24 protein-coding genes and 1 pseudogene are annotated in these 24336 nt (G+C 72.0%); 13 read left to right on the top strand and 12 right to left on the bottom strand.

The annotated features are described in order from the left end of the window. Positions 1–68: 68 nt before the first annotated feature. Both ACRAWC_RS16740 and ACRAWC_RS16735 read right to left on the bottom strand, forming a co-directional pair. A complete protein-coding gene (locus ACRAWC_RS16740) occupies positions 69–701 on the bottom strand; it encodes a 1-phosphofructokinase family hexose kinase (RefSeq protein WP_431348739.1) in 633 nt (210 codons plus the stop codon). After that, on the bottom strand, positions 680–1039 hold the full coding sequence (locus ACRAWC_RS16735) for a PfkB family carbohydrate kinase (RefSeq protein ID WP_431348738.1): 360 nt from the start codon (positions 1037–1039) through the stop codon (positions 680–682). The genes ACRAWC_RS16740 and ACRAWC_RS16735 overlap by 22 nt, the downstream gene beginning before the upstream one ends. Positions 1040–1123: 84 nt before the next feature. On the opposite strand from ACRAWC_RS16735, the gene ftsH reads away from it, so the two are divergent. After that, a complete protein-coding gene (gene ftsH / locus ACRAWC_RS16730) occupies positions 1124–3064 on the top strand; it encodes an ATP-dependent zinc metalloprotease FtsH (protein ID WP_431348737.1) in 1941 nt (646 codons plus the stop codon). Here the strand turns inward: ftsH and ACRAWC_RS16725 are convergent. After that, entirely contained in the window at positions 2985–3854 is an 870-nt protein-coding gene (locus ACRAWC_RS16725; protein ID WP_431348736.1) for an HAD-IC family P-type ATPase, read from the bottom strand. The two genes, ftsH and ACRAWC_RS16725, sit on opposite strands and share 80 nt — an antisense overlap. Positions 3855–3910: 56 nt before the next feature. On the opposite strand from ACRAWC_RS16725, the gene ACRAWC_RS16720 reads away from it, so the two are divergent. Beyond that, positions 3911–4096 (top strand): hypothetical protein, encoded by a 186-nt coding sequence (locus ACRAWC_RS16720; RefSeq protein WP_431348735.1) that lies wholly within the window; start codon positions 3911–3913, stop codon positions 4094–4096. On the opposite strand, the pseudogene ACRAWC_RS16715 reads toward ACRAWC_RS16720, so the two are convergent. Then, positions 4069–5649, bottom strand: a pseudogene (locus ACRAWC_RS16715) (cation-translocating P-type ATPase); the annotation flags it as partial. The gene ACRAWC_RS16720 and the pseudogene ACRAWC_RS16715 sit on opposite strands and share 28 nt — an antisense overlap. A 140-nt stretch (positions 5650–5789) precedes the next feature. On the opposite strand from ACRAWC_RS16715, the gene ACRAWC_RS16710 reads away from it, so the two are divergent. Together ACRAWC_RS16710 and ACRAWC_RS16705 are read left to right on the top strand one after the other, a co-directional pair. After that, entirely contained in the window at positions 5790–8918 is a 3129-nt protein-coding gene (locus tag ACRAWC_RS16710) for an HAD-IA family hydrolase (protein WP_431348734.1), read from the top strand. Positions 8919–9026: 108 nt separating this feature from the next. Continuing rightward, entirely contained in the window at positions 9027–10166 is a 1140-nt protein-coding gene (locus ACRAWC_RS16705) for a hypothetical protein (RefSeq protein WP_431348733.1), read from the top strand. 71 nt (positions 10167–10237) lie between these two features. On the opposite strand, the gene ACRAWC_RS16700 is transcribed toward ACRAWC_RS16705, so the two are convergent. After that, the gene (locus tag ACRAWC_RS16700; protein WP_431349471.1) at positions 10238–11134 is read right to left on the bottom strand and encodes a universal stress protein; all 897 of its coding nucleotides are present in this window, start codon (positions 11132–11134) and stop codon (positions 10238–10240) included. A gap of 2 nt (positions 11135–11136) precedes the next feature. After that, positions 11137–11628, bottom strand: a complete 492-nt coding sequence (locus tag ACRAWC_RS16695) for a pyridoxamine 5'-phosphate oxidase family protein (protein ID WP_431348732.1) — start codon at positions 11626–11628, stop codon at positions 11137–11139. Positions 11629–11740: 112 nt separating this feature from the next. On the opposite strand from ACRAWC_RS16695, the gene ACRAWC_RS16690 reads away from it, so the two are divergent. The 4 genes from ACRAWC_RS16690 to ACRAWC_RS16675 all read left to right on the top strand — a co-directional run bounded on the left by ACRAWC_RS16690 (position 11741) and on the right by ACRAWC_RS16675 (position 14725). Further along, entirely contained in the window at positions 11741–12052 is a 312-nt protein-coding gene (locus tag ACRAWC_RS16690) for a DUF5652 family protein (RefSeq protein WP_431348731.1), read from the top strand. Between the two features lie 49 nt (positions 12053–12101). Beyond that, the gene (locus tag ACRAWC_RS16685; RefSeq protein WP_431348730.1) at positions 12102–13766 is read left to right on the top strand and encodes a SulP family inorganic anion transporter; all 1665 of its coding nucleotides are present in this window, start codon (positions 12102–12104) and stop codon (positions 13764–13766) included. Between the two features lie 90 nt (positions 13767–13856). Then, on the top strand, positions 13857–14006 hold the full coding sequence (locus ACRAWC_RS16680; RefSeq protein ID WP_431348729.1) for a hypothetical protein: 150 nt from the start codon (positions 13857–13859) through the stop codon (positions 14004–14006). Then, positions 14003–14725: a cytochrome b N-terminal domain-containing protein gene (locus tag ACRAWC_RS16675; protein WP_431348728.1), complete on the top strand. Its 723-nt coding sequence runs from the start codon at positions 14003–14005 to the stop codon at positions 14723–14725. The genes ACRAWC_RS16680 and ACRAWC_RS16675 overlap by 4 nt, the downstream gene beginning before the upstream one ends. Before the next feature lie 931 nt (positions 14726–15656). On the opposite strand, the gene ACRAWC_RS16670 is transcribed toward ACRAWC_RS16675, so the two are convergent. The 5 genes from ACRAWC_RS16670 to ACRAWC_RS16650 all read right to left on the bottom strand — a co-directional run bounded on the left by ACRAWC_RS16670 (position 15657) and on the right by ACRAWC_RS16650 (position 19837). Beyond that, positions 15657–15887 (bottom strand): ferredoxin, encoded by a 231-nt coding sequence (locus ACRAWC_RS16670; RefSeq protein ID WP_431348727.1) that lies wholly within the window; start codon positions 15885–15887, stop codon positions 15657–15659. Then, the gene (locus tag ACRAWC_RS16665) at positions 15884–17134 is read right to left on the bottom strand and encodes an NADH-ubiquinone oxidoreductase-F iron-sulfur binding region domain-containing protein (protein ID WP_431348726.1); all 1251 of its coding nucleotides are present in this window, start codon (positions 17132–17134) and stop codon (positions 15884–15886) included. Before ACRAWC_RS16665 ends, ACRAWC_RS16670 begins: the two co-directional genes overlap by 4 nt. After that, a complete protein-coding gene (locus tag ACRAWC_RS16660; RefSeq protein ID WP_431348725.1) occupies positions 17131–17718 on the bottom strand; it encodes a ferric reductase-like transmembrane domain-containing protein in 588 nt (195 codons plus the stop codon). Before ACRAWC_RS16660 ends, ACRAWC_RS16665 begins: the two co-directional genes overlap by 4 nt. Positions 17719–17745: 27 nt before the next feature. Then, positions 17746–18084, bottom strand: coding sequence for a hypothetical protein (locus tag ACRAWC_RS16655; RefSeq protein WP_431348724.1), 339 nt, complete (start codon positions 18082–18084; stop codon positions 17746–17748). Between the two features lie 100 nt (positions 18085–18184). Next, positions 18185–19837 (bottom strand): FAD-dependent oxidoreductase, encoded by a 1653-nt coding sequence (locus tag ACRAWC_RS16650; protein ID WP_431348723.1) that lies wholly within the window; start codon positions 19835–19837, stop codon positions 18185–18187. A gap of 123 nt (positions 19838–19960) precedes the next feature. Between ACRAWC_RS16650 and ACRAWC_RS16645 the strand changes: the two genes are divergently transcribed. Next, entirely contained in the window at positions 19961–20137 is a 177-nt protein-coding gene (locus ACRAWC_RS16645) for a hypothetical protein (RefSeq protein ID WP_431348722.1), read from the top strand. 2 nt (positions 20138–20139) lie between these two features. Further along, positions 20140–20406: a metal-sensitive transcriptional regulator gene (locus ACRAWC_RS16640; RefSeq protein ID WP_431348721.1), complete on the top strand. Its 267-nt coding sequence runs from the start codon at positions 20140–20142 to the stop codon at positions 20404–20406. Here the strand turns inward: ACRAWC_RS16640 and ACRAWC_RS16635 are convergent. Beyond that, positions 20390–21544: a cation:proton antiporter gene (locus tag ACRAWC_RS16635; protein ID WP_431348720.1), complete on the bottom strand. Its 1155-nt coding sequence runs from the start codon at positions 21542–21544 to the stop codon at positions 20390–20392. The genes ACRAWC_RS16640 and ACRAWC_RS16635 overlap by 17 nt on opposite strands. Before the next feature lie 140 nt (positions 21545–21684). On the opposite strand from ACRAWC_RS16635, the gene ACRAWC_RS16630 reads away from it, so the two are divergent. The 3 genes from ACRAWC_RS16630 to ACRAWC_RS16620 are packed head-to-tail and all read left to right on the top strand — an operon-like array spanning position 21685 to position 24321. Continuing rightward, positions 21685–23070: a ferredoxin reductase family protein gene (locus tag ACRAWC_RS16630; protein ID WP_431348719.1), complete on the top strand. Its 1386-nt coding sequence runs from the start codon at positions 21685–21687 to the stop codon at positions 23068–23070. A gap of 13 nt (positions 23071–23083) precedes the next feature. Continuing rightward, entirely contained in the window at positions 23084–23566 is a 483-nt protein-coding gene (locus tag ACRAWC_RS16625; protein ID WP_431348718.1) for an FMN-binding protein, read from the top strand. Then, a complete protein-coding gene (locus tag ACRAWC_RS16620; RefSeq protein ID WP_431348717.1) occupies positions 23563–24321 on the top strand; it encodes an FAD:protein FMN transferase in 759 nt (252 codons plus the stop codon). The genes ACRAWC_RS16625 and ACRAWC_RS16620 overlap by 4 nt, the downstream gene beginning before the upstream one ends. Positions 24322–24336: the final 15 nt, after the last annotated feature.

Below are 24336 nucleotides of genomic sequence, written 5' to 3'. Positions count from 1 at the left end.
TCTCGATGTCGCCGGCGCCCTCCCAGGACGAACCGGTCGGGCTCACGCTACGGCGGCGCCCGGGCCGGCTACAGGGACTTTCGGCCCGCTCGCGTCGGCAGCTCGGCCTCCAGCCGTTCGACATCGGCCCGGCCGCAGAGCTCCGACGCCGGCGTCGTCACCGCCGCGCTTCCGGCCGCGACGGCCGTGCGGAAGGCATCCTCGACGGATCGCCCCTGGGCCATCCGGAGCACGAAGCCTGCGAGGAAGCTGTCGCCGGCGCCGACGCTGCTGACCGCCTCGACAGCCGGGGCCGGAAGCCGGTATCCGCCCTCGCGTGAGGCGAGCAGCGCGCCGTCGGCGCCGAGGGTGAGCGCCACATACTCCGCGGCGCCTGCCGCGACGAGCTCGGCGGCGGCCGCGAACCGGCTCTCCTCGTCGTCGAGCTCCGCACCGACGTGGGCTTGGAGCTCTCGGAGGCTCGGAGCGACCAGGAACGTCCCCTCGGCGAGCGCGGCGGCCAGCCCGGGTCCCGTCGAGTCGACGACGCACCGCGCGCCGCCCTCCCTCGCCAGCACGACGACCCGGGCGTAGAAGTCGTCAGGGACCCCCGGCGGGAGACTGCCGCTGGCGACGACATAGCCTCCCGGCGAAACGGCGTCCGAGACGTAGTCGAGGCACTGGCGCCATTCGTCCTCGCTCAGCTCCGGGCCGTCGAGCACGAAGCGGTACTGCTTGCCGTCCGCGATGTCGTCGACCGTGAAGCTCTCCCGGGTGCTCCCCGGATCGGAACGACCATGCTGGGCAACCGCTCCGCTTCGACGAGGCGCCGGTAGGCCTCGCCGATCGGGCCGCCCGCGGTGAACACGGCCAGCGTGCGCCCGCCGAGACGGTGCACCACCCGCGACACGTTCACCCCTCCTCCGCCGGGAGCCAGCCGGCTCGTGCTGCAGCGGAGTTTGTGCTCCGCGACGACCTGAGGGGTCGACGTGCTGATGTCCAGGGCCGGGTTCACCGTCAGAGTCAGGACGGGCGCCGGCCGCTCGGGTGCGTTGCTCACGAGAGCAGGATAGGACGCGACGGCCGACTGTCCACGGGTCCTTCGACCCTGCCCGTGCAGCGTCGTCGAGGCTTGACTGCGCACATGACGATGCCCGTTTCCGAGCCCCGCCGGCGACGCTCGTGGATCCTCTGGCTCCTGTTCGCCTTCGCGTTGATCGGGATCGGGGTGACGGTCTTCCTCCCGGGCGCCCTGGGCCGGCAGACCGCGACGCTGACCTACACGGCGTTCGTGACCGACGTGCAGGCGCACAAAGTCGCCACCGCGACGATCGACGCCGACGGGACGGTCGACGGCACGCTGACGTCCGGCGCACAGTACACGAGCGTGATCCCGCTCCCGGTCGCCGGCCAGCCGGTCCTCGCCTCCCTGCGTTCGGCCGACGTCGCCGTGACCTTCGCGCCCGCGAGCCAGGGCTCGATCTGGTCGACGCTGGGGACGTGGCTGCTCATCCTGGGTCCGATCGTGCTGGTGTGGTGGTTCATGGCGCGGATGGCGAGACGCGCCGGCGCCTCCGGCGGGATCTTCGGTGTGACCAGGTCCTCGGCGAAGCTGTTCGAGCCGTCGGCGCGGACGACGACGTTCGCGGATGTCGCGGGCTACGAGGGTGTCAAGGCGGAGGTCTCGGAGATCGTGGACTTTCTGCGTCACCCCGAGCGCTATCGCCGGCTGGGCGCGGCCGCTCCGCGCGGCGTGCTGCTCGTGGGACCTCCCGGCACCGGCAAGACGCTGCTCGCTCGCGCCGTCGCCGGGGAAGCACAGGTCAGCTTCTTCTCGGTCGACGGCTCGAGCTTCGTCGAGATGTTCGTCGGCGTCGGCGCCTCCCGCGTGCGGGACCTCTTCCAGACGGTGCGCTCGAGTGCGCCGGCCATCCTCTTCATCGACGAGATCGACGCGATCGGGCAGCGACGTTCTGGCGCGAACTCATACGCGTCCAACGACGAGCGCGAGCAGACGCTCAACCAGCTGCTCGCGGAGATGGACGGCTTCGAGACCTCGTCGGGCGTCGTCGTGCTCGCGGCCACCAACCGGCCGGACGTCCTCGACGCCGCGCTGCTGCGCCCCGGGCGGTTCGATCGGCACATCACCGTCCCGCTCCCGAACGTCGTCGAGCGGACGGCGATCCTGGAGGTGCACTGCCGGGACAAGCCCCTGGACCCCGCGCTCGACCTGGAGTCGGTCGCGCGCGGCACGCCGGGGTTCTCCGGCGCCGACCTCGCGAACCTGGCCAACGAGGCGGCGATCGAAGCCGTCCGCGCCGGGCGCGAGTCCATCGGCGGCCAGGACTTCCGGGCCGCGCGCGATCGGCTCATCCTGGGACGCCGGGAGAGCTCCAGCGTGCTGCTGGTGGAGGAGAAGCGGCAGGTCGCCGTGCACGAGAGCGGCCACGCCGTCGTCGCCGCGCTGAGCGAGCGCGCGGACCCCGTCGACAAGATCACCATCCTGCCCGCCGGCGACACGTTGGGCGCCACGGAGCAGCTCCCGCTCGCCGAGCACCACCTCCAGGGCGAGCGGGCCCTCCTCGACCGCCTCGCGGTGGCCCTCGGCGGCCGGGCCGCCGAGCTGGTCGTCTTCGACGAGGCCTCGACGGGCGCGGCCTCCGACCTCGCCGCCGCCACGGCGCTCGCCACCCGCATGGTCCGGGACTTCGGGCTTTCGCCGGCGCTCGGCCCGGTCGGCTATCCGACCGGGGAGGACGCCGCCGAGAGCGGCGCCACGCTCAACCGCCCGTACTCGGAGGAGACGCAGCGCGCGGTCGACACGGAGGTCGCACGTCTCGTCCGGGAGGCGGAGGCCAGGGCCGTCGACCTCCTCTCGCGCAACCGCGGCGCTCTCGACGAGCTGGTGGATCGCCTGTTCGAGGCCGAGACGCTCGACGGCGCCGTGGTCTACGAGCTGCTCGGCCGACCGGCGCCGGAAGGCGTCCCCGAGCTGGGCGTGCAGCTCAGCCCCGCCGGCGACCGGCGCGCGCTGCCCGGCGCCGTGCCCTCCACCGCATCAGTTCGTCCGCGGCCCACACGATGACGGGACAGGGGATCAGCAGGGCGATCACCCAGCCGGGAAGCGGTGCGGTCCCGAAGACGCGCTGCAACGGCGGCAGCAGGCACAGCGCCACGACGAAGAGCAGCTCCGCGCCGATCGCCGCCAGCAGCGGACGATTGCTGAAGACGCCGAGAGCCAGGAGCGACGCACGCTCGGTGCGGGCCGCGAACGCGGTCCCCACCTGGCACGCGACGATGGTCGCGAACGTCGCGGTGGTCGCCTGCAGATAGACCGTGTGCAGCGGGTCCCCCTGGCCGACGGGCGCCCCTGGATACCAGCCGCCGGCCGCCAGCACCGCGAAGAAGATCGCCATCGCGAGCGCGGCCGAGATGCTCCCCATGAGCGCCCAGGCCCGGAACAGGAGTCGACGCGTGATGAGCGGCTCCGAGCGCGGGCGCGGGCGCCGCGACATCAGATCGGGCTCGCCGCGCTCCCTGCCCAGCGCGAGGGCGGGGAGGATCTCCGTCCCGAGGTCGATCGCGAGGATCTGCAGGACGGTGAGGGGCAGCGGGATGAGGCCGCCGGACAGCGCGAATACCGCGAACGGGACGACCTCCGGCACGGCGTGGACGAAGATGTAGAGCACGAACTTGCGCAGGTTGTCGTACGCGCGCCGGCCTTCGCGCACGGCGGTGACGATGGTCGCGAAGTTGTCGTCGGTGAGGATCATCGTGGCGGCCTCCCTCGCCACGTCGGTGCCCGACCGACCCATCGCGACCCCGATGTCCGCACGGTGCAGAGCGGGCGCGTCGTTGACCCCGTCTCCGGTCATCGCCACGACCTGGCCCCCGTGCTGGAGCGCCTCGGCGATGCGCAGCTTCCTCCGGAGTGCTGCGGGAGAAGACGATCTCCCCCGGCTGGGCGAGGAAGCGGTCCAGCTCGGGCTCGGACAGCGCGTCGGCCTCGGCGCCGCCGATCACCCGGTCGGCGCCGATGCCGACCTGTCTCGCGATCTCGGCCGCCGTCCTCCCGTTGTCGCCCGTCACCACGTGGATGGTGATCCCCGCGCTGTGACAGGCCTCGACCGACGCCGCGACCTCCGGGCGCGGAGGATCGAGGAGGGCGACCAGCCCGAGCAGGCACAGCTCCGACTCCGCGGAGTCGGCATCGGACGGCACGTCCGCCGTGTCACGGGCGGCGAGCGCGAGAACGCGCAGACCGCGTCGCGCGAACTCCTCGACCGCCGCCGACGCCGTCGAACGCAGCTCCGTCGACATCGGCTCGTCGCCGCCGGGGCGGTTGATCGTCGCGCAGAGCGGAAGCAGCCCTTCCGGCGCCCCCTTGACGGAGACCATCAGAGCGCCGTCGCGGCGGCTCACCACGCTCATCCGCTTGCGTTCCGGATCGAACGGGTACGTGGCGACCCGCGAAGCCGTCTCGACCCCCGCCTCCGAGGCGGCCGCGCGCAGCGCCTCCTCCATCGGGTCGGTGGTCCGCTCCAACTGGTTGCAGTCGGCCATCACCTGGAGCAGACGCGTGAGGTCGCCGCCGCCCTCCACCGGATCGTGGACGCCGTCGACGGTCCACAGCCGGTAGACCGTCATCGCGTTGCGGGTGAGCGTCCCGGTCTTGTCGGTGCAGATCACGGTCGTCGACCCGAGCGTCTCGACGGCGGACAGCTGCTTCACCAGCGCCCCTCTCCGGGCGAGGACACGCACCCCGACGGCGAGCGCGAGCGTGATCGTGGGGAGCAGCCCCTCCGGGACGTTCGCGACCAGCAGCCCGATCGCGAAGACCGCCGCGTCGGGGACGGTGAGCCCGGCGAACAGCCCGAGCGGGAGGAACAGCGCCCCGACGCCGACCGCGACGCCCGCGATGAGCCAGGTCGAGCGCCGGACCTGACGCTCCAGCGGGCTGGCGGCGGGCGAGCCGCGCCGGGACAGCACGGCGATGCGGCCCAGCTCGGTCGCCGCGCCCGTCGCGAAGACGACGGCCGTCGCATCGCCCGACGTGCATTCGGCCCCGGAGAACACCGCGTCGGGCGCATCGACCAGCCGGTCCGCGGTGTCGACGCCGCCGGCCGATCTGACCACCGGCACCGACTCGCCGGTCAGCGCCGAGAGATCCACCTCGACACTGCCGTCGATCAGCCGCGCGTCCGCCGAGACCCGGTCGCCCTCCGACACCACGAGCACGTCGCCGGTGACCAGGTCGACCGCCGGGACTGTGGTGGGGGCGCCGTCGCGCAGGACGCGCGCCTGCAACGGCAGGTAGCGCGCCAGGGCCTCCACCGCTCTCTCCGCCTGACGCTCCTGAAGGAACGCCACCGCAGCGTTGATCACGATCACCACGACGATCGCCCAGCTCAGCACCGCCGTGCCGGAGACGTAGGCCAGCACCGCGGCCATCCAGAGCAGCAGGGCGAGCGGGTGCGAGAACTGGCGCAGGATCTGACGCGGCCAGCCCGCACGTCGCGCGACAGGCAGCGCATTGGGTCCCTGGACCGCCAGGCGTCTCGCCGCCTCCCGGCTGCCGAGGCCCTCCGTGCTCGACCGGAGGTCCCTCAAGAGGAGTCCGACCGGCTCGCGCGTCGGCCGTTCCTCCTGCGTCGGTCGCTCCTCCTGCACAGAACACCCCTTCGCCGTCAGCCGAGACCCATCGAGCCAGGACAGCGCCCGCGCCCACAGGGGCTTAAGGCCCACCCGACGGGCGAGGCGAGCGCTATCGTGCAGGAGCCGACGACGGCGACGGATCGGAGGACACCGGAATGGGACCGCTGCTCCAGCACCCGGTGACCTCGGCGGTCCTCGACATGGACGGGGTCGTCACCGACACCAGGGAGCTCCATCTGACGGCCTGGACGCTGTTGTTCGGCGCCGAACTCGACGGGATCGCACCGGGCGGCGGACCGTTCACCCCGATCGACTACGAACTCTACGTCGACGGGAGGAGCAGGGAGGACGGCATCCGGACCCTGCTCGCCTCTCGCGGCGTCGGGCCCGAGCGCCTGACGGCCGCGCTCGTGGAGCGGCTCGCGCAGCGCAAGCAGCAGCTGTTCGAAGAGCAGCTCCGCGTGCACGGCGCTGCGGTGCTGCCCGGCGCGCTGCCGTTCCTTCGGGCGCTCCGCCTCGCCGGCGTCCGCGTGGCGCTGGCCACGGCCAGCAGGAACGCCCGGCTCGTGCTCAGCGGGACCGGGGCGCTCTCCCTGTTCGACGCGGTCGTCGACGGGACCGACGCCGCGGCGCTCGGGCTGCCCTCCAAACCCGATCCCGCGCTCTTCCGCGAAGCCTGCCGGCGGCTCGGGGCCCGGCCCGCGGACGCCCTGCTGGTGGAGGACTCCGAGTCGGGTGTCGCGGCTGCGGCTGCGGGCGGCTTCGGCCTCGTCGTCGGGATCGCCGAGGGACCCCGCCGTGCGGCCGCGCTGCGCCGCGCGGATGCCGACATCGTCGTGCCGGGCCTCGACGCCCTCGGCGTGCGGGGAGCCGGGCTGATCGAGCCCACCGACGACGCGGAGCACTGGGTGCTCCGCTTCGACGGCTACGATCCGGCGGCGGAGAGAACCCGCGAGAGCCTGTGCACGGTGGCGAACGGGTACTGGGGAACGCGGGGCGCCGCCGAAGAAGCGGTGCTGGGCGGCCACCACTCCCCCGGGACCTATCTCGCCGGCGTCTACGACACGGTGGACGACGGCGGTGTTCCGGCCGAGGAGATCGTCAACGCGCCCGATTGGCTGCGGTTGACGTTCCGGCCGCCAGGCGCAGAGCCGCTGGGCGCCGATCGCGACGAGCTGCTCGAGTACCGGCAGGAGCTCGACCTCCGTCAGGGCGTCCTCCGCCGTGTGCTCACCGTCCGGGACGACGCGGGACGGGAGACCACCTTGCGTTTCCGCCGGTTCCTCTCGCAGGCGGACCCCCGGCTCGCCGTCCTGCAGGCGACGATCGTGGCCCGCAACTGGTCGGGGCCCGTCACCGTCCGGAGCGGGATCGACGCAGCGGTGCGCAACACCACCACCGACACTGCCACCGTGGGCACCGCGCGGAGCCGGCGGCATCTGGCGCTCCGATCGCACCGCGAGCTGTCAGAGGACACGCTCCTGGTCGACACCGAGACGCGCACCTCAGGCGTCCGGATCGCACTGGCGCAACGCACCCGGACCTATCGCGGCGGCGTGCTGCTGCCGACGGCGCCGACCTACGCCGAGCAGCGCGGTCTCGCCTTCCACGAGTTCACGGTCGACCTGGACGAGGGCGAGCCCGTGGTGGTCGAGAAGGTCGTCGGCGTCAGCACCTCGCGCGACCGCGCGACCGGCCGGCCCGAGGCGGCCGCCGCGGACAGGGTCGCGCGCGCACCGCGGTTCTCCGAGCTGCTCGTCGACCATGCCCGGCGCTGGGAAGGGCTCTGGTCCGCGTTCGCCGTCGACGTCCAGCCGCCGGGCGACCACAGTCTCGCCGTCAACGTCAACATCTTCCACGTCCTGCAGACCCTGGCGCGGGCGGACGCCGACCTCGACGCGGGGGTGCCGGCGCGCGGGCTCCACGGCGAAGCGTACGGCGGCCATGTGTTCTGGGACGAGCTCTTCGTGTATCCCCTGCTCACCCTTCGCCGCCCGGCGTTGAGCCGCGCGCTGCTCGCCTACCGCCACCGGCGTCTGCCGCAGGCGCTGCGCGCGGCCGCGGAGGCGGGCCTGGCCGGAGCGATGTTCCCGTGGCAGAGCGCGACGACCGGAGAGGACGTCACTCCCGATCGTCTGCTGAACCCGCTCACCGGACGCTGGATCCCCGACCATTCGCGCCTGCAGCGGCACGTCGGGCTGGCGATCGCGTACAGCGCGTGGCAGTTCTACCAGACGACCGGCGACGCCGAATACCTCGCAGAGGAGGGCGCGGACCTCATCGTCGGCATCGCCCGCTTCTTCGCGTCGCTCGCCCACTGGGACGAGGCCTGCGGCCGGTACTCGATCCGGGGCGTGATGGGCCCGGACGAGTTCCACGACGGTCCCCCCGACCGGCCCGGCGCAGGACTCACGGACAACGTCTACACCAACGTCATGACCGCCTGGGTGCTGCTGCGCGCGGCCGACACGGTCCGGCTGATCGCGAGTCGGCCCGACTCGGACGCCGCGGACGCCCTCTCGGTGTCGGACGACGAGCTCGCCCACTGGGCGCACGTGGCGCAGCACTTGCGCATCGTCTTCAACGCCGACGGGACGCTGTCGCAGTTCGACGGCTACGACGACCTCGCGCCGATCGACCTCGACCGCTATCGCCAGCGCTATCCGACCTCCGGGCGGCTCGACCTGGTCCTGAACGCGGAAGGGGACACGACGAACCGGTACCAGGTGTCCAAGCAGCCGGACTCGCTCATGCTGCTCTACCTGCTCTCCGCCGAGGAGCTGCGCGAACTCCTCGAGAACATGGGCTACCCGCTCGACGCGGACGCCATCGTCCGCACCGTCGAGCGCTACTCCCGGTCCTCGACGTACGGGTCCACCCTCTCCAACGTCGTCCACTCCTGGTTGGAGGCACGGCGCGACCGCACCCGCTCCTGGCAGTTCCTGGAACGCACCGTCCAGAGCGACCTGGCCGACATCCAGGGAGGCACCACCCGGAACGGCATCCACCTGGCGGCCATGGCGGGGTCGGTCGACCTGCTCGTGCGCTGCTACGCCGGCCTCGAGACACGCGCGGACACGTTGTGGTTCCATCCGCTGCTCCCGGCGGAGCTCGAGTCGTTGCATTTCACGATCGTCTACCGCTCGCAGCGGATCGCCGTGTCCATCGCCCACAGCTCGATCCGTCTCGAGTCCTCCGCCGGCGACGCCGAGCCCGTCCGCGTGAGCGTCGAGGGACGGGCCGTGCTGCTGCACACCGGGGAGACGCGCGACTTCGAATTGTGATCCGGCCGGGAAGCGGACCAGGGACCTACGGCCCTATGACCCGCGGTCGGCGCGGTCGATCCTGAACCTGGGGCGCACGGCGCGCCGGTTGCGAAGGGGAACTCCGAAATGGACATTCATTCACGCGCTCTGCGGCTCACCCGCGCGGCAGTGCTGGCAGGCGCCGTCATCCTGACCCTCGGCGCGTCGGCCGCATCGCCGCCGCTGCAGACGGCCGACGGAATGGGACCGCACTTCTACAGCGGCGTCACGGTCGACGTCTCTGGCACCGTCGACGGCGACGTCTACGCCGCCGGGCAGAACGTCACCGTCAGCGGCGACGTCACCGGCGACGTCATCGCGGCGGCCCAGACGATCACCATCAGCGGCCACGTCGACGGGAACGTACGGCTTGCCGGGCAGGCCGTCACGATCACCGGCGATGTCGCCCGCAGCGGCACGATCTTCGCCTCCGATCTCCTCGTCGACGGCAACGGGTCCGTCGGGAACGACCTCGTCGCGACGGCCGGTTCCGCCCGCATCGCAGGCACCGTGGGCAGGGACCTCCTGGTCAGCGTCAGCGACCTCCGGATCGATGGGACGGTCGGCGGCGATGTGACCTACGCCAGTTCGACAACGGCGCACATCGCCGACGGAGCGGTCGCCGGCACCGTGAAGCATGTCCAGACCCAGCAGACGTCGACCGTCCAGATCTCCCCGTGGGCCGCAGTACTGGGCTGGTTCCTGGGCTTCCTGTACGCCCTCGTCGCGTTCAGCCTGCTCACCCTCGCCGCCGGTCTGCTCGTCCCCCGCATGCTTCAGCGCGTCACCGACCGGCTCCTGCCGTCGCCGTGGCGGGCGCTCCTGGTGGGCTTCGTCGCCGCGGTCGTCGTCCCGATCGGGCTCCTGTTCCTGCTCGTGACGATCGTCGGCGCCCCTCTCGCGCTCGCCGCCCTGCTGATCTGGGTCGTGCTGACGCTCGCGACGTTCCTGGTCGGCGCCCACTACCTCGGGCGCCTGGTGCTGCGCCGCTCCCACCCGGTGCTCCAGTCGTTCGTCGGCGGGCTGATCCTGCTCGTGGGGCTGCAGATCCCGCTGCTCAACATCCTGGTCTGGCTGGCGATGGTGTTCTTCGGACTCGGCGCCGAACTGCTGGAGCTGTACCGGCAGCGGCCCTGGAGCGTGGGGACCACGACCCCTCCGGCGTCACCCGCGACGGCGCCGCCGGAAGCGCAACCGATCCTCACGAGCGAGCCGCCTCGGCAGTAGCGGAATGGAGAGAGGAGCCCGGTGTGTCGATCGCCGACGCGGCCGTCGAAGTCCGCGGCCTCCCGGGTCCCTCACCAGTCGTCGCGTCCGTCCGACCCGCTCGGCACGACGAACGAGTACTCCTTCGGCGTGACCAGCACCGGGCACGGGAGATTCAGCAGCACATCGTGGCTGACCGAGCCGAGCAGTGAGGAGGCGAAGCGGCCACGCCCGCGCGTCCCCACGACGATGGCGACGGCTCCCGTGCCCTGCTCGATGAGCGCCTGCGCCGGGTTCTTCCGCACCAGGATCGGGGTGATCGGCGCCGCCCGGGCGATCGGGACGTCCGCGACGGCCTCCGGGATCACCGCCTGCTCGCGCTTCAGGAAGGCCGGGTCGGCGTGCTCGCCGGACTCGATGGCCGAGTGGAGGGCCTCCGGCACGTCCCAGGCGTGCACCGCCTCGACCTGCGCGCCCGACCAGCTCGCCTCGGTCACCGCGAGCGCCAGAGCGGAGCGTGCGAACGCGGAACGGTCGACGCCGACGACCACCACGTTCCGCTCCGGGCGCGGCGACGCCGGAATCACAGCGACGACGCAATCGGCCTTCGCCGCGAGCTTCAAGGGGAGGGTGCCGATCCGCGCTCCACTCAGCAGCGGCCCCTTGTCGGTCCCCACCACCAGCAGAGCGGCGCCCGCCGCCGCACCGAGAAGCGCGCTCGCCGGTGGGCCTTCGGCCCAGCGGACCTGCACCGTCACGTCCGGCGCGAGCGCGTGGACATGGTTCCTCGCCTGCTTCAGCCCGGTCTCGACCGTGGTCTCCAGGTCGAACCGCGGGCCGAAGACGGCCCCACCGAGGCGCGTGTCGATCGCGTGCACCACCTCCAGCGCGCCTCCGCGCTCGACGACCCGGTCGACTGCCCAGTCGAGGGCCCGCCACGCCGACGGCGAGCCGTCGAATCCGACCACCGTGCGCCCGTCGGTCGCCATCGTCACCAGTCCCCCTCCATCCGACCGGTCAGAGTGTGCAGGTTCACCCGGAACACCACCGCGGCTGCGGACGGCCGGCCGACCTGGGCCTGCGCCTCGGGGAGCCGCGGGATGTCGAGCGTGCGCATCATTCCCAGCTCGGCCCCTTGGTGACCGTCGGTCGCGGCGGACACCAGCGGTCGGAAGCGATCGACCAGGAGCTGCACGGCCGTCTTGGCCTCCGCGCCGACGAGCTGCTCGAACCGTCCCCACCCGATCACGCTGCGCCAACGATCGATGTGGTCCAGCTCGTCCACTTCGAAGCAGACTTCCGGCTGCGTCCGCAGCGCCTCCACCTTCCTGCCCTGCGCGCTGTGGCAGTACACGGCGCCGTCGCGATAGGCGTAGGAGATCGGGACGACATACGGCTGTCCTTCGGAGATCATCCCGAGGCGGCCGACCAGGCGGCTGCCCAGCAGGTCGTCGATCTCCTCGCGCGTCATCTGGTCGGGCATGGGTGACTCCTCACGTCGATCGGCTCGATGTCGAGCCTGCCTGCAGTCGGTGCCCCTCTGCCAGGACCTTCGACCCTTGCCGTGCCGGAGGCGCGGGCGGTCCAATGGCCCCATGAGAAACCACTACGAAGCGTCCCGGATGGGGATGCACGACGTGCCGACCGCCGGACGCGTCCTCGTCGTCGCGGTCGTCGCCTGGAGTCTCGCCTGGAAGGGCGCATCCCTCTGGCGTGCAGCCAGGAACGGCAGCAAGCCCTGGTTCGTCACGCTGCTGCTCACCAACACGCTCGGCGTCCTCGACGCCGTCTACCTGTTCGGGGTGGATCGCCGTTTCGGCAGGAAGGAGCTCGAGGAGCTGGAGGAGCTCGCGATCCTGGAGGCCACCGGCGAGCCCGAGCAGGAGGGCCACCCGCAGGAGACGTGAACCGCACAGCAGACAGAGCGGCGGGAACAGTGGCGAAGGCGGCTGACCCATGCTGTCGGTCTCGCACCTCCTCCGGGGGCGTGTCCTCGCCGGACTGACGCTCCGCACGCTCCCGCGCGAGCTGCTGGCCGGGGTGACGCTGCTGGCGATCTCCGTCCCGGTGAACCTGGGCTACGCCCAGATCGCAGGGTTGCCGCCGGCCACGGGGCTGTACGCGTTGATCGTCCCGGCGGTCGTCTACGCCCTCATCGTCTCGTCGCGCCAGCTCGTGGCGTCGCCCGACGCGGCGGCGTCGGCGCTGGTCGCGTCTTCGCTGGGCGGGATGGCGGTCGCCGGCTCGAAGGACTACCTCGCGCTGGCCTTCGCCCAGGCCATCATCGGCGGCGTCGTCTTCGTGCTCTGCGCGGTCTTCAACCTGGGCTTCCTCGCCGACTTCCTCTCCAAGCCGATCCTGATCGGCTTCGTGAGCGGTCTCGCCCTGGACATCCTCGTCAGCCAGCTCGCGACGATGCTCGGGGTGCGGATCACCAGCAGCGCGGAGTTCATCACCAGAGTGTCCGAGCTCGTCGCCGGGCTGGGCGGGGCCAACGGCTGGGCGATCGCCATCTCGGCCGGGTCGCTGGTCGTGCTCCTCCTCGGACGGCGGTTCGCCCCGCTCGTGCCCTGGGCGCTCATCGTGCTCGTGGCCTCCACCTCCGTGGTGGCGTTCGCCGGGATGGAGAGCCTCGGCGTCCGCACCCTGGGTCCGGTCGAACGCGGTGCACCGACGTTCGCCTGGCCCGTCATCGAATGGTCCCAGTGGCTCGCACTCGTGCCGTCCGCGCTGTCGCTGACGATGGTCGCGATGAGCGAAGGGCTGCTGGTCTCCCGCGCCTTCGGCGAGCGCCGCGGCTACCGGGTGAATCCGGACCGGGACCTGCTGGCGTTCGGCGCGGCGAACATCGCGTCCGGCCTGACCGGCGGCTTCACGATCGGGTCGTCGACCTCCCGCACCGCGGCGATGGACCACGCGGGCTCACGCAGCCAGCTCCCCGCACTGGTGACGGCGGCCGGCACGCTGCTGCTGATCGTCTTCGGGACGGCCCTTCTCGAACACATCCCTTCGCCGACCATCGGCGCCATCGTCGCCGTCGCCGTGCTCCCGCTGCTGGACGTCGGCGAGTTCGTCTCGCTCTGGCGGCTGTCGCGGTTCGAGTTCGCGATCGCGGTCGCCTGCTTCCTCGCCGCGCTGCTGATCGGGCCGGTCGCGGGCATCGTCATCGCCGTGGTCCTCGCCCTCGTCAACCTCGCCCGCCGCGCGGCGAACCCGGCGATCGACGTGCTGAGCACCACAGGCTCCCCCGAGCACTCCCTCCTGCCGGTCGAGGGCGAGGTGACCCAGACCGCTCCCGGCCTGATCGTGCTGCGCTTCGCCGCACCGCTGTTCTTCGCCAACGCCGGGGTGTTCGAGGAGGCGGTGAAGACGGCGGTGACCGAGGCGGGACCCGACCCTCTCGAGCACATCGTGCTCGACCTCGAGGCGGTGACCGACATCGACGTCACCGCCGCCGAACGATTCCGCGCCGTCCAGGGCTGGCTGGGCGAACACGGGGTGCTGTTGCACTACTCGCGCGTGCGCCCCGACCTCGAACTGCGCCTCGAGCACTTCGGCCTGCTCGAGGACCGGACCCTCTACGGGACGAACCAGGCCGCGATCGACGCGCTCGCGCCCTGACGGCCGCAGGGCCGCCTCGAACCGGCGGGACCTTCGGCCCGCCCGCCGATCCGTTCGAGCATCACGCTGGTCCCGACCGAAGGAGAAACCGTGGACATCGTCGCGAGCGCGCCGGGCATTTATCTCGGCTGGGGTGGGTTCACCATCCAACTCGGCAACCTCATCGTCATCGTGGTCATGCTCGTGCTGTTCGCGCTGGCGCTGCTGCTGCCGTTCCCGAAGGCGAGGCGCCGGCGATGAGCACGCAGGAACGGCCGGCTCGACAGTCCGCCGAGCCGGCAGGCGAACCGCCGGCCGCCGGCCAGGACGAGGAGATCTACACCTGGACGGGCCGCGCGCGTCGCTGGCTGCTGAAGCGCCTCCCGCCGCAGAAGCTCCTGCCGCAGGACCAGCCCAGCTATGTCTCGTCGTGGATCTATGTGTTCGGGATGGCGTCGCTTGCCGCCCTCGCGGTGGTGATCCTCTCCGGCCTCGTGCTCAGCCTCAACGGGCCCGCCTGGTACCACTCCTCGGGCCTCGGGCACTTCACGAACAGCGTCCACCTGTGGAGCGTCGAGCTGTTCTTCCTGCTCATGGTCGTGCACCTGTGGGGCAAGTACTGGATGGCCGCGTGGCGCGGAGGCCGGGTGCTCACCTGGATCACGGGCGTGATCGCCTTCGCCGTGTCGATCGCGGCGGCGTTCACCGGCTACCTGCTGCAGACCAACTTCGATTCGCAGTGGATCGCCTTCGAGGGCAAGGACGCCCTCAACGCCGTCGGGATCGGCGCCTGGTTCAACGCCGCCGACCTCGGTCAGATGTTCACCTGGCACATCGTGCTTCTCCCGATCGGCGTCGGCGCGATCGTCGTGCTGCACGTCCTCCTGGTGCGCGTGCACGGCGTCGTTCCGCCGATCGACGCGACCGAGACGGACGACCAGGTCGTCCACTCCTACAACGAATCGGAGGGGCCGCGATGAAGCGCACACCCAGCATGACCTGGCGGCGCCACGACGATGTCGCCGGCCGGCCGTGGCACGGACGCGTCCGCGACTACGACCTCTTCAAGGAGGTCACCATCGGCTTCGTCGTGGTGGGCCTCCTGACGCTCGGGCTCGCCGCGGTGTTCGGCTCGCCGGACGAGCCGGGCGTGACCTTCGCCTCGTGGTCGGCGAGCGATCCCGTCGACTTCGCGTCGACCGCGACGGCCGAGCTCGGCGGCACCAGCGACACTGCGCAGTACGGACCGCCCTACAACGACACGCAGGGGGCCACGCAGACCCTCGGCCCGCTCGACCTGCAGAGCCTGTCGGGCGTGCGCCTCCCGATCGACACCGCGAAAGCCTTCGTCATCGGGCCGCTGCGAACGCTGCCGTCGGTACCGTCTGCGGTGTCGCGCTGGACCAACGCCTCCCCGGCGCAGCAGGCGAAGTGGACGGCCGCGTACGAGAAGGCGCTCGCAGCCGACAAGGGCAGCACGCTGCCGAGCCCGTCCTCCGGCGACTACGGCCCGGTGCCTGCGATCATCGCGTCGCTCAGCGGGATGGCGCGCAGCGGCGCTCTCGACGGCGCGCTCGCCAGCCAGAGCGGCTTCTACCCGCTGAACCACACGCCGGCGATCCTCTTCCTCGGCGACGGCCAGTACTTCCAGAACCTCGCGGCGGACCAGCACCTCACCGGGGACCAGTGGGGGATGATGAACGAGACCGGCAACACGCCGGGGCAGGCGTGGCTGTGGCTCTTCTCGCTCTTCTACCAGGTGGAGCCGTTCGCGTCGCTCCCGAACGCCGACCTGGTCGTCGTGCTGATCATGGGCGTCTTGACGGTCCTGCTCGCCCTGCTGCCGTTCATCCCGGGCCTGCGCACCATCCCGCGCTGGATCCCGCTGCACCGGGTCATCTGGCGGGACTACTACAAAGCGACCCGCCTCAGCGCCAGTACCGGGCAGAGCGCGACGGCGTCGTCCGCCGCGTCGAGTTCGTCGGCGCGCAGCGGCACGTCGGACCGGGAGCCTTCTTCACCCCGCAGCGAGACCGGGTAACCCCAGTCGTCGCGCGTGAGGGCGCGGTCGAGGATCTCAGTGCAGAGGCCTCGGCCGTCGCACCGTGTCCAGTCGATGTGGAGGGCGTGGTGGCTGCTCATCGAGCGGCTGCCCGCCGCACACAGCGGCCGTGGGCGTGCGAGCGCACGTCATGGTCGAAGACCGTGAGCGCGCTGCGCACGAGCCGCGCCGTCCCGTCGGGGTGGTGGCACGAGCCGCGACCGACGACGAGGCCGGTGATCCGGGCGAGGTCGGCGGCGTTCTCGGCGACGGCCTGACCGGAGGCGACGGCGGCGAAGCGGTCGGCCATCGTCGGGAGGCCGAACATGCAGGGGCCGCACTGCCCGGCCGACTGGCCGGCCAGGTACTTCACGATCCCGGCGGTCACGTCGAGCGCGCAGCGGTCGTCGCCCAGCACGTGGATGATCCCGGCGCCCGGTGCGGCGTCGAACGGCGCGAGGTCGAGGGCGGTCAGCGGGAGGTCGAAAGCCTGCGCCGGCACCCACGCGCCGTGGTAGCCGCCGATCAACGCGGCGGAGACCGTCGCGAAGTCGAGTTGCAGGGCGGCCAGGGTCTCGCGCACGGTGGCATCGGTGCGGATCTCGTAGACGCCCTGCTTCGGGACGTCGCCGGTGACGGTCACCAGGCGGGTGCCGGGGTCGACCGGATCGCCGACGGAACGGAACCAACGGGCGCCGTGGCGGGCGATCAGCGCGACGTGCGCGAGGGTCTCCACATTCTGGACGACGGTCGGCCGGCCGCGGAGACCCGAGGTCGTGAGGCGCTTGGTGCGGTCGACCGGGCGGGGGTCGTCGTTCTCGATCAGGTTGACCAGGGCGCCGGCCTCACCGGAGACGAAGCCGCCCGCGCCCTCCACGACCTCGATCCCGCGCGCGTCCTGCCGCTCGGCGATCGCGCGCTCCACCGCGCGGAGGGCGTCGCCCTCGGCCACGATGAGCACGTTCCGCGCGCCGATCGTCTTCGCAGCGGCGATCATGCCGTCGATCACGAGGTGGGGCGCATTACGCAGCAGCACGGCGTCCTTCGAGGACAGCGGCTCACCCTCCGTGCCGTTCGCGATGAGGATCGGGGCACGGCCGCGGCGCCGTCCGCCCGCGTCGAGGGCGGCCGACAGCTTCCGCCAGGCCGGGAAGGCGGCGCCGCCGCGGCCGGTCAGCCCGGAGGCTTCCAGCTCGGCGAGCATCGCGTCGGGGTTCCGCTTGGGCAGCTCGCCGTAGGCGCGCAGGTGCGCGTCGAGCGACGCTCTGTGCCCGGCGGCGAACAGCCGTCCGGCGTCCACGGCGCGCATCGAGCCTCCCGACGTGGTCGGTTCCATCGTCATCGTCATGCGTCGTCCCTCTTCCCTGAGTAGGGCAGTCCGGCGGCGAGGCGCCGCGTGTTCGAGTGCTCCACGAAGCGGGCCGACAACCGCCAGATCACGGCCGCGGCGACGAGGAGGGTGCACCCGGCGGTGATCAGCAGGAACCAGCCGCTGGTGCCGTTCGTCCCGTTGCCGATGCCGTGCAGGACGGCGATCGGCCACATCGCATAGGTGAACCAGTGCACGAAGCGGAAGGCGCGCTGGCCGATCCGCCTCCGCAGCAGGCCGGTGATGGTGATGGCGACGACCAGGTCGAACGCGACCGTTCCCAGGCCCTGCCAGAACGGCTTGAACGACCCCGCGAACGGCACGACGACGTCGAGCAGCGAGAGCTTGGCGTACGAGTCGAACATCAGCGTCCCCACGTGGAGCACGAGGAAGACGCACGCGAGCAGCGACACGTTGCGGTGGATCAGCGACACCGAGAACCGCGGCATCCCGGGCAGCGGACGCCCGGAGCGCGTGACGATGCCGAGCACCAGCGTCAGCGTGAACAGCAGCAGCGCGATGAGGCCGGACGCGCGGCCGAAGGCCCACAGCAGCTCACTCATCGTCGCTCCCCTCCGTCGGCCTTCGCATCAGGAGCCTGACGACGTGCTGCTGGACGACCCGCCCTGGCTCGGCTGGACCGGAGCGGGGGCGGGAGCCGGGGCAGCGGGCGCGGGAGCCGGTGCGGCCGGGGCGGGAGCGGGAGCCGCAGTCGGGGCGGGCGCGGCAGGGGCCGGCGTCGCGTTCGGCGTGGGCGTCGCGGACGGCGTGGCCGCCGGAGTGCCCACCGGTTGCGCCGCCGCGGCGTGCTTGGTGTGAGTCGTGTCGAACAGCACCGCGCCGGCGGCTCCCGCCGCGGTCACGCTGCCGACGCCGATCACTGTCGTCAGCACACCGACGATCCGCTTGCCTCGTGTCCAGGTCGCCATCCGTCCCTCCTCCGCTAGGTGATACCTCCACCATCCCGGCGAATTCTTGACGGATTCTTACGTCACATGGGGAGAACCTGACGATCGGCTATCCATTGCCCTAGGCGGCGACCGGCTCCCGCTCCCGTGTCGCCGCTCCCGCGGCCCAGGTCCGGTAGCCGCCGTCGAGGTTCGCGACGTCGAATCCGTGCTGGGCGAGGATGCGCGCCGCGGTGTGCCCGCGCTGCCCCACCTGGCAGTGCACGACGATGGGTCCGGAGGGCAGCTCGGCGAGCCGGTCCCGGAGGTCGTCGACCGGGATGTTGACGGCGCCGGGGATCGCGCCGGCCGCGTGCTCCGCCGCGGTGCGGACATCCACCAGCGTCGCGCCGCCTGCGAGCGCCGAATCCAGCTCGTGCCATTGGATCGCGCGGGTCGCACCCGTGCGGAGGTTGTCGGCCACGTAGCCGAGCTGGTTCACCGGATCCTTCGCAGAGCCGAACTGCGGCGCGTAGGCGAGCTCCAGGCGCGCCAGCCCGGAGGCGGTGATGCCGCCGGCCATCGCCACCGCGAGGACGTCGATCCGCTTGTCCACGCCCTCCCCGCCGACGAGCTGCGCGCCGAGGATCGCGTCGGTCGCCGGGTCGACCAGCAGCTTCATCGACATCGGCTGCGCGCCCGGGTAGTACGTCGCGTGCGAGGCGGGGTGGGTGTGGATGACGCGGTGCTCGCGCCCGGCCGTCACGAGCTGCCGCTCGCTCCAGCCGACCTTCGCCGCGACCGTCTCGAACACCTTCACGATGGCGGTGCCGAGCGCGGGCGTGTTGCGCTCGTCGTGGCCGGCGATCACGTCGGCGACCGAGCGGCCGTGCCGGTTGGCCAGCCCGGCCATCGTGACCAGCACGTCCTCGCCGGACAGCGCGTCGACCTTCTCGACTCCGTCGCCGACCGCGAAGATGTGCGGGTCGCTGGTGCGGTTGCGGGCGTCGACCGCGATGCCGCCGGTCGCGCCGAGCGCCACGCCGGCCGTGCGGGCGAGGTCCACGCTCGGCACCACGCCGGACGCGTCGACGATGAAGTCGGGACGCAGCGCGCCCCCGTCGGCGAGGACGACGACGCCGCCCTCCACCGTGTCGATCGTGACGCCGGTGCGCACGTCCACGCCGCGGCTGCGGAGCTGGGCCTCCAGCGGCACCACCATCTCCGGGTCGAGCGGGCTCAGGAGGTGCGGACCGCGCTGGACGAGCGTGACGTGGATGCCGCGCCGCACCAGGTTCTCGACGGCCTCGAGCCCGATGAAACCGCCCCCGACGACGAGTGCCGACGGGTGGTCGGCCACTGCGTCCACCAACGCGCCGATCGCGTCGACGTCCTCGACGGTGCGGAGCGTGTGGGTGGGGATGCCCGGATGTCCTGCCGCCTCCCGCGCGGAGGCGCCGACGGCCAGGATCAGCTCGTCGTAGCCCTCGGTCGACGTTTCGCCGCTCGCCAGGTCGAGCACGCGGACGGTGCGCCGCGCGGCGTCGATCGCGAGGACCTCGTGGCCCGTGCGGACATCCAGCCGGAACCGGGACGCCAGCGACTGCGGCGTCTGCAGCAGCAGCGACGACCGGTCGCGGATCACCCCGCCGACGTAGTACGGGAGGCCGCAGTTCGCGTACGAGACGTACGGGCCGCGCTCGAACACGACGATGTCGCGCGACTCGTCCAGTCGGCGCAGCCGGGTCGCCGCCGACATGCCTCCGGCGACTCCGCCGACGATGATCGTTCTCACTGGGATGGTCCTTCTTCCATGCGGGTCCGGGGAGCGGATTGCGTATACCCCCTTCGGTATCGTACTATACCTCAGGGGGTATTCCGAATCCCCACAGAGCGAATCACCGGAGAGGACCTGCTCATGTGTTATCCCGTTCCCTGCGCCACCTGCGGAAAGACGACCTGGGACGGCTGCGGACAGCACGTCGCCGACGTGCGCCGCAATGTCCCGGCCGCCCAGTGGTGCGAGGGCCACGCCGAACAGCCCACGACCGCGACCGGCACGGGCTTCCTCGGCCGCCTGTTCGGACGGAGCTGACCGTGGACCGCGCCCCCGCCGACGTCAAGCCTGTGCTGAACCGCCTGCGCCGCGCGCAGGGTCAGCTGAACGCCGTGATCGCCGCCGTCGAGAACGGCGGGAAGTGCCGCGACGTCGTCATCCAGCTCTCCGCGGTCTCCAGCGCGCTCGACAAGGCCGGTTTCCAGATCATCGCCACCGCGATGGAGAAGTGCCTGAACGACCCGGACGACACCACCGATCCGATGACGGTCGAGGAGCTCGAGAAGCTCTTCATGACGCTGGCGTAGCCCGGCCGGGTTCCCCCGCCCGGCGCGCCACCGCCGCGACCGACACCGCCGACGTCGCCAGGCTGATCAGCGCGCCGAGCAGGATCGCCCCGCCCTCCCCCGGCGCCAGCGTGTGCGCCTGCAGAGCGAGCGTCACAGCCGCGACCGGCACCCCGAGCTGCCCCGCCGAGGCGACGGCCTGCGCCCACGGGAGCCCGGCTATCCGGGAGGCGAGGTGCGCCAGCACCGCCCCGACGCCGAGCACGACGCCGAGGAGGATCATCGCCGGATGCGCGACCAGCGCCCGCAGATCCAGCGAGGCGCCGAGCCAGACGAAGAAGAGCGGACCGAAGAAACCCTCCGTCATCCCGAAGAGCTGCCGCGCCAGCCGGTGCGGCTCGCCGACGGCCGACAGCACGAGCCCGAGCGCGAATCCCGCGATCATGATCGAGAGCTGCGCGAACTGGGCGATGGCGGCGAACGCGAACAGCACCAGCAGGCTCAGCCGCAGTTCGAGGGCGAACCGCCGGCGCTCCGAGTAGGCGTGCAGCGCGCGGCGACGGTCGGAGCGGACCCAGCGGGTCAGCACGACCCCCAACCCGACGGCGAGCGCGGCGATGACCAGCACCCCGATCCCTGCGGTCAACGCCCTCCCCGGCTCCACGACCAGCGGGAGGAGGACGACGCACACCACGTCCGCGACGGCGATCTGCGCGACGAGCTGCGACGCCGACCGCTTGTCCACATTCACGGACTGCAGCATCGGCAGCACGAGCGCCGCCGACGACGAGGCGAGCAGGACGCCGTAGAGCAGGCCGTTGCCGGAGTGCGCCACGGCCGCGAGCGCGGCGGCCAGCACCGCGGAGGCCGCACCGACCAGGCCCGCGCCGAGCGCACCGCGGGCGAGCGCGGCGCGGACATCCGGATCGCGCACCGGCACGTGCGAGCCGACGACCACCATCGTCAGCCCGAAGCCGATGGAGGCGAGAAGCTGGAAGTCGTCGTTCGCCGGGTCGACCAGGTGGAATCCCGAGACGCCGATCACGAGCCCGCCGAGCACCTCCCCCGCCACGACCGGCACGCGCCAGATCGACCGCGCGGACGCCAGCGGGCCGAGCAGGCCGACGGCCACCACGAGCGCGAGCACGGCGAAGCTCATGCGGAAACCGTAGCCGCATCGCGGGCCGCAACGGCGTCTGCGCGGCCGCTACGGCGCGCCGCACCACTCCATAGCCGATCCTTAGGGCGTTCTCAGCCGACGTAAGAAACCACAAAGATTCGACCAGCATCGTTGGAGGCATGACAGACACCCGGGCCGCGACGACGGCACCCCCGCGACGCCCCCGGTCGCGCCGCGGCGCCGCGACCCGGCACCGGCGCGGCGCCCGCACCGTGCGCATCCTGTTGGTCGCCAGCGTCGTCGCGGTGCTCGGGATGTGGTGGTTCAGCGTCCCCGCGACCTTCGCCTCCACGCCCGCCAACGCGATCACCTCGCTCGGCGAGCTGAGCGGCCTGGTCGGCGCGCTGCTGGTCTGCTACCAGGTGCTGCTGATCGCCCGGGTGCCGTGGTTCGAGAACGCGGTCGGGCTCGACAAGCTGGTCTCCTGGCACCGGTCGCTCGGCGCCTCGGTCATCTTCCTGGTCGTCGCGCACGTGGTCTTCATCGTGCTGGGCAGCGAGGTGATCGACAAGAGCATGCCGTGGGACGAGTTCTGGACGGTCTACCGCTCGTATCCGGACATGCTGCCCGCCCTCGTCGGCACCATCGCGTTCCTCGCCGTCGGGCTGTCCAGCGCGCGCCTCATCCGGACGAAGCTGTCCTACGAAGTCTGGTACTGGCTGCACCTCACGACCTACGCCGCGATCTTCCTCACGTTCCTCCACCAGCTCAGCGCGGGCCTCCACTTCGTCGGCTACCCGGTGAACCGCGTGCTGTGGATCGCGCTCTACCTCGGCACCGCCTCCGCCGTGCTGACCTGGCGCTTCATCCTCCCGACGATGGACGCCTGGAAGGGCCGGATGCGCGTCGTCGCGGTCGTCCCGGAGGGCCACGGCCTCAACAGCGTCTGGCTCGAGGGACCGCACGTCGACAAGCTGGGCGTCCGCGCGGGCAACTTCTTGCTGTTCCGCTTCTTCGCCTGGGGCCACCTCGGCACGGCGCACCCGTACTCGGTGTCGGCGGTGCCCGCGAACGGCCGGCTGCGCATCACCGTCGGCTCCCTGGGCGACCACTCCACCGCCCTGACCGCGCTGAAGCCCGGGACGATGGTGTTCGCCGAGGGACCGTTCGGGCACTTCACCGCCGACCGCGCCAGCCGCGGCAAGCTGCTCCTCATCGCGGGCGGCGCGGGCATCGGACCCATCCGCGCGCTCGCGGAGGAGCTGGTCTACCGTGGCGGGCGCCCGGTCGTCCTGTACCGGGTCAGCGCGCCGGAGCAGCTCGCGCTCCTCGGCGAGCTTCAGGCGATGGAGGGCGTCACGGTCATCCCGCTCGTCGGCCGTCGCGCGGAGCTCGGCTACGACCCGCTCGGCCCGGGCTCCCTCCGCCGCATCGTCCCCGACCTCCACAATTGGGAGGCGTTCGTCTGCGGGCCGGCGGGCATGGCCGAGCAGGTCGAGTCGTCCCTGCGCGAGCTGCGGATGCCCAAGCGATTCATCCACCGAGAAGAACTGAGCATGTCATGAACGGACAGCGATCATGAACAACAAGTCCTGGCGCGGCACCATCCTCTTCACCATCATCCTCGTGGTGATGGGCGCGACGGTCGGCCTCAAGCTCTACGGGTCGGGCGAGGAGACCAGCGCGCTGTCGTCGGCGCACGCGTCCACGACGCCGTCCGCCGCCCCCGCACCGACCGCCGCCGGCACGACCGCCGCGCCGTCCGCGGGCGCGGCTGCGCCCGCCGCCGCCACGAAGACCGTCACGGGCACCGCGGTCGACACCCGCTACGGCCCCGTCCAGGTGAAGGTCACGTTCGAGGGCACCAAGATCACCGCCATCGACGCCATCCAGTACCCGACCGAGAGCGGCCGCGACCAGGAGATCAACTCGCAGGCCATCCCGATGCTGCAGCAGGAGGCGATGGCCTCCCAGTCGGCGAAGATCGACACCATCTCCGGAGCCACCTACACCTCGGAGGGCTACATCCGGTCGCTGCAGTCGGCCATCGACCAGCGATGAGGTTCGTCGAGACCGTCATGGGCATCCCGATGTCGATCGACATCCGGGAGGCCGCCGAGACCGTCGCGGCTGCTGCTGCCGAGCGCGCGTTCCGGCTGCTGCGGGACGCCGATGCGCGCTTCTCCGCCTATCGGCCCGACAGCGAGCTCAGCCGGGTGAACGCCCACGGCGGCGACGTGTCCGGGGCGAGTGAGGAGTTCGCGGAAGTCGTCGGGCTCGGCTCGGCGATGGCGGAGGCCTCGGGAGGCGCGTTCCGCATCCGGCGCCCCGACGGCGCCTGGGACCTCGACGGCGTTGTGAAGGGCTGGGCGGCCGACCGCGCGGCGCGCTCGCTCGCCGCGAGCGGTCTCCGGGACTTCTGCCTCAACGCGGGCGGCGACGTCGCGGTCTCCGGCAGCCCCGGCGACGGCCGGCCGTGGAACGTGGGCGTGCGCTCCCCGGCGAGCGCCGCGGAGGTGCTCGCCGTGCTGGAGGTCCGGGACGGCGGCGTGGCGACCTCCGGCGCCTACGAGCGCGGCGCGCACATCGTCGACGGCCGCACGGACGGGGCGGCGACCGGGCTGCGAAGCGCGACCGTCGTCGCCGCCGACCTCACGACGGCCGACCTCCTCGCGACCGCGGTGTTCGCGCTCGGCGAGGACGGGATCCGCTGGGCCCTCGGCAACGGCGCGCGCGGTGTGCTCGCCGTCGACGCGGCCGGCCTGCTGGTCGGGCTCGGCGAGCTGGCCTTTGCGGGAGCGGGGCAGCCGCGGTGAGCGGCGACGGGCTCG

This window comes from Leifsonia sp. L25 (assembly GCF_050632895.1).
This window is presented reverse-complemented; position numbering and strand designations above follow the sequence as displayed.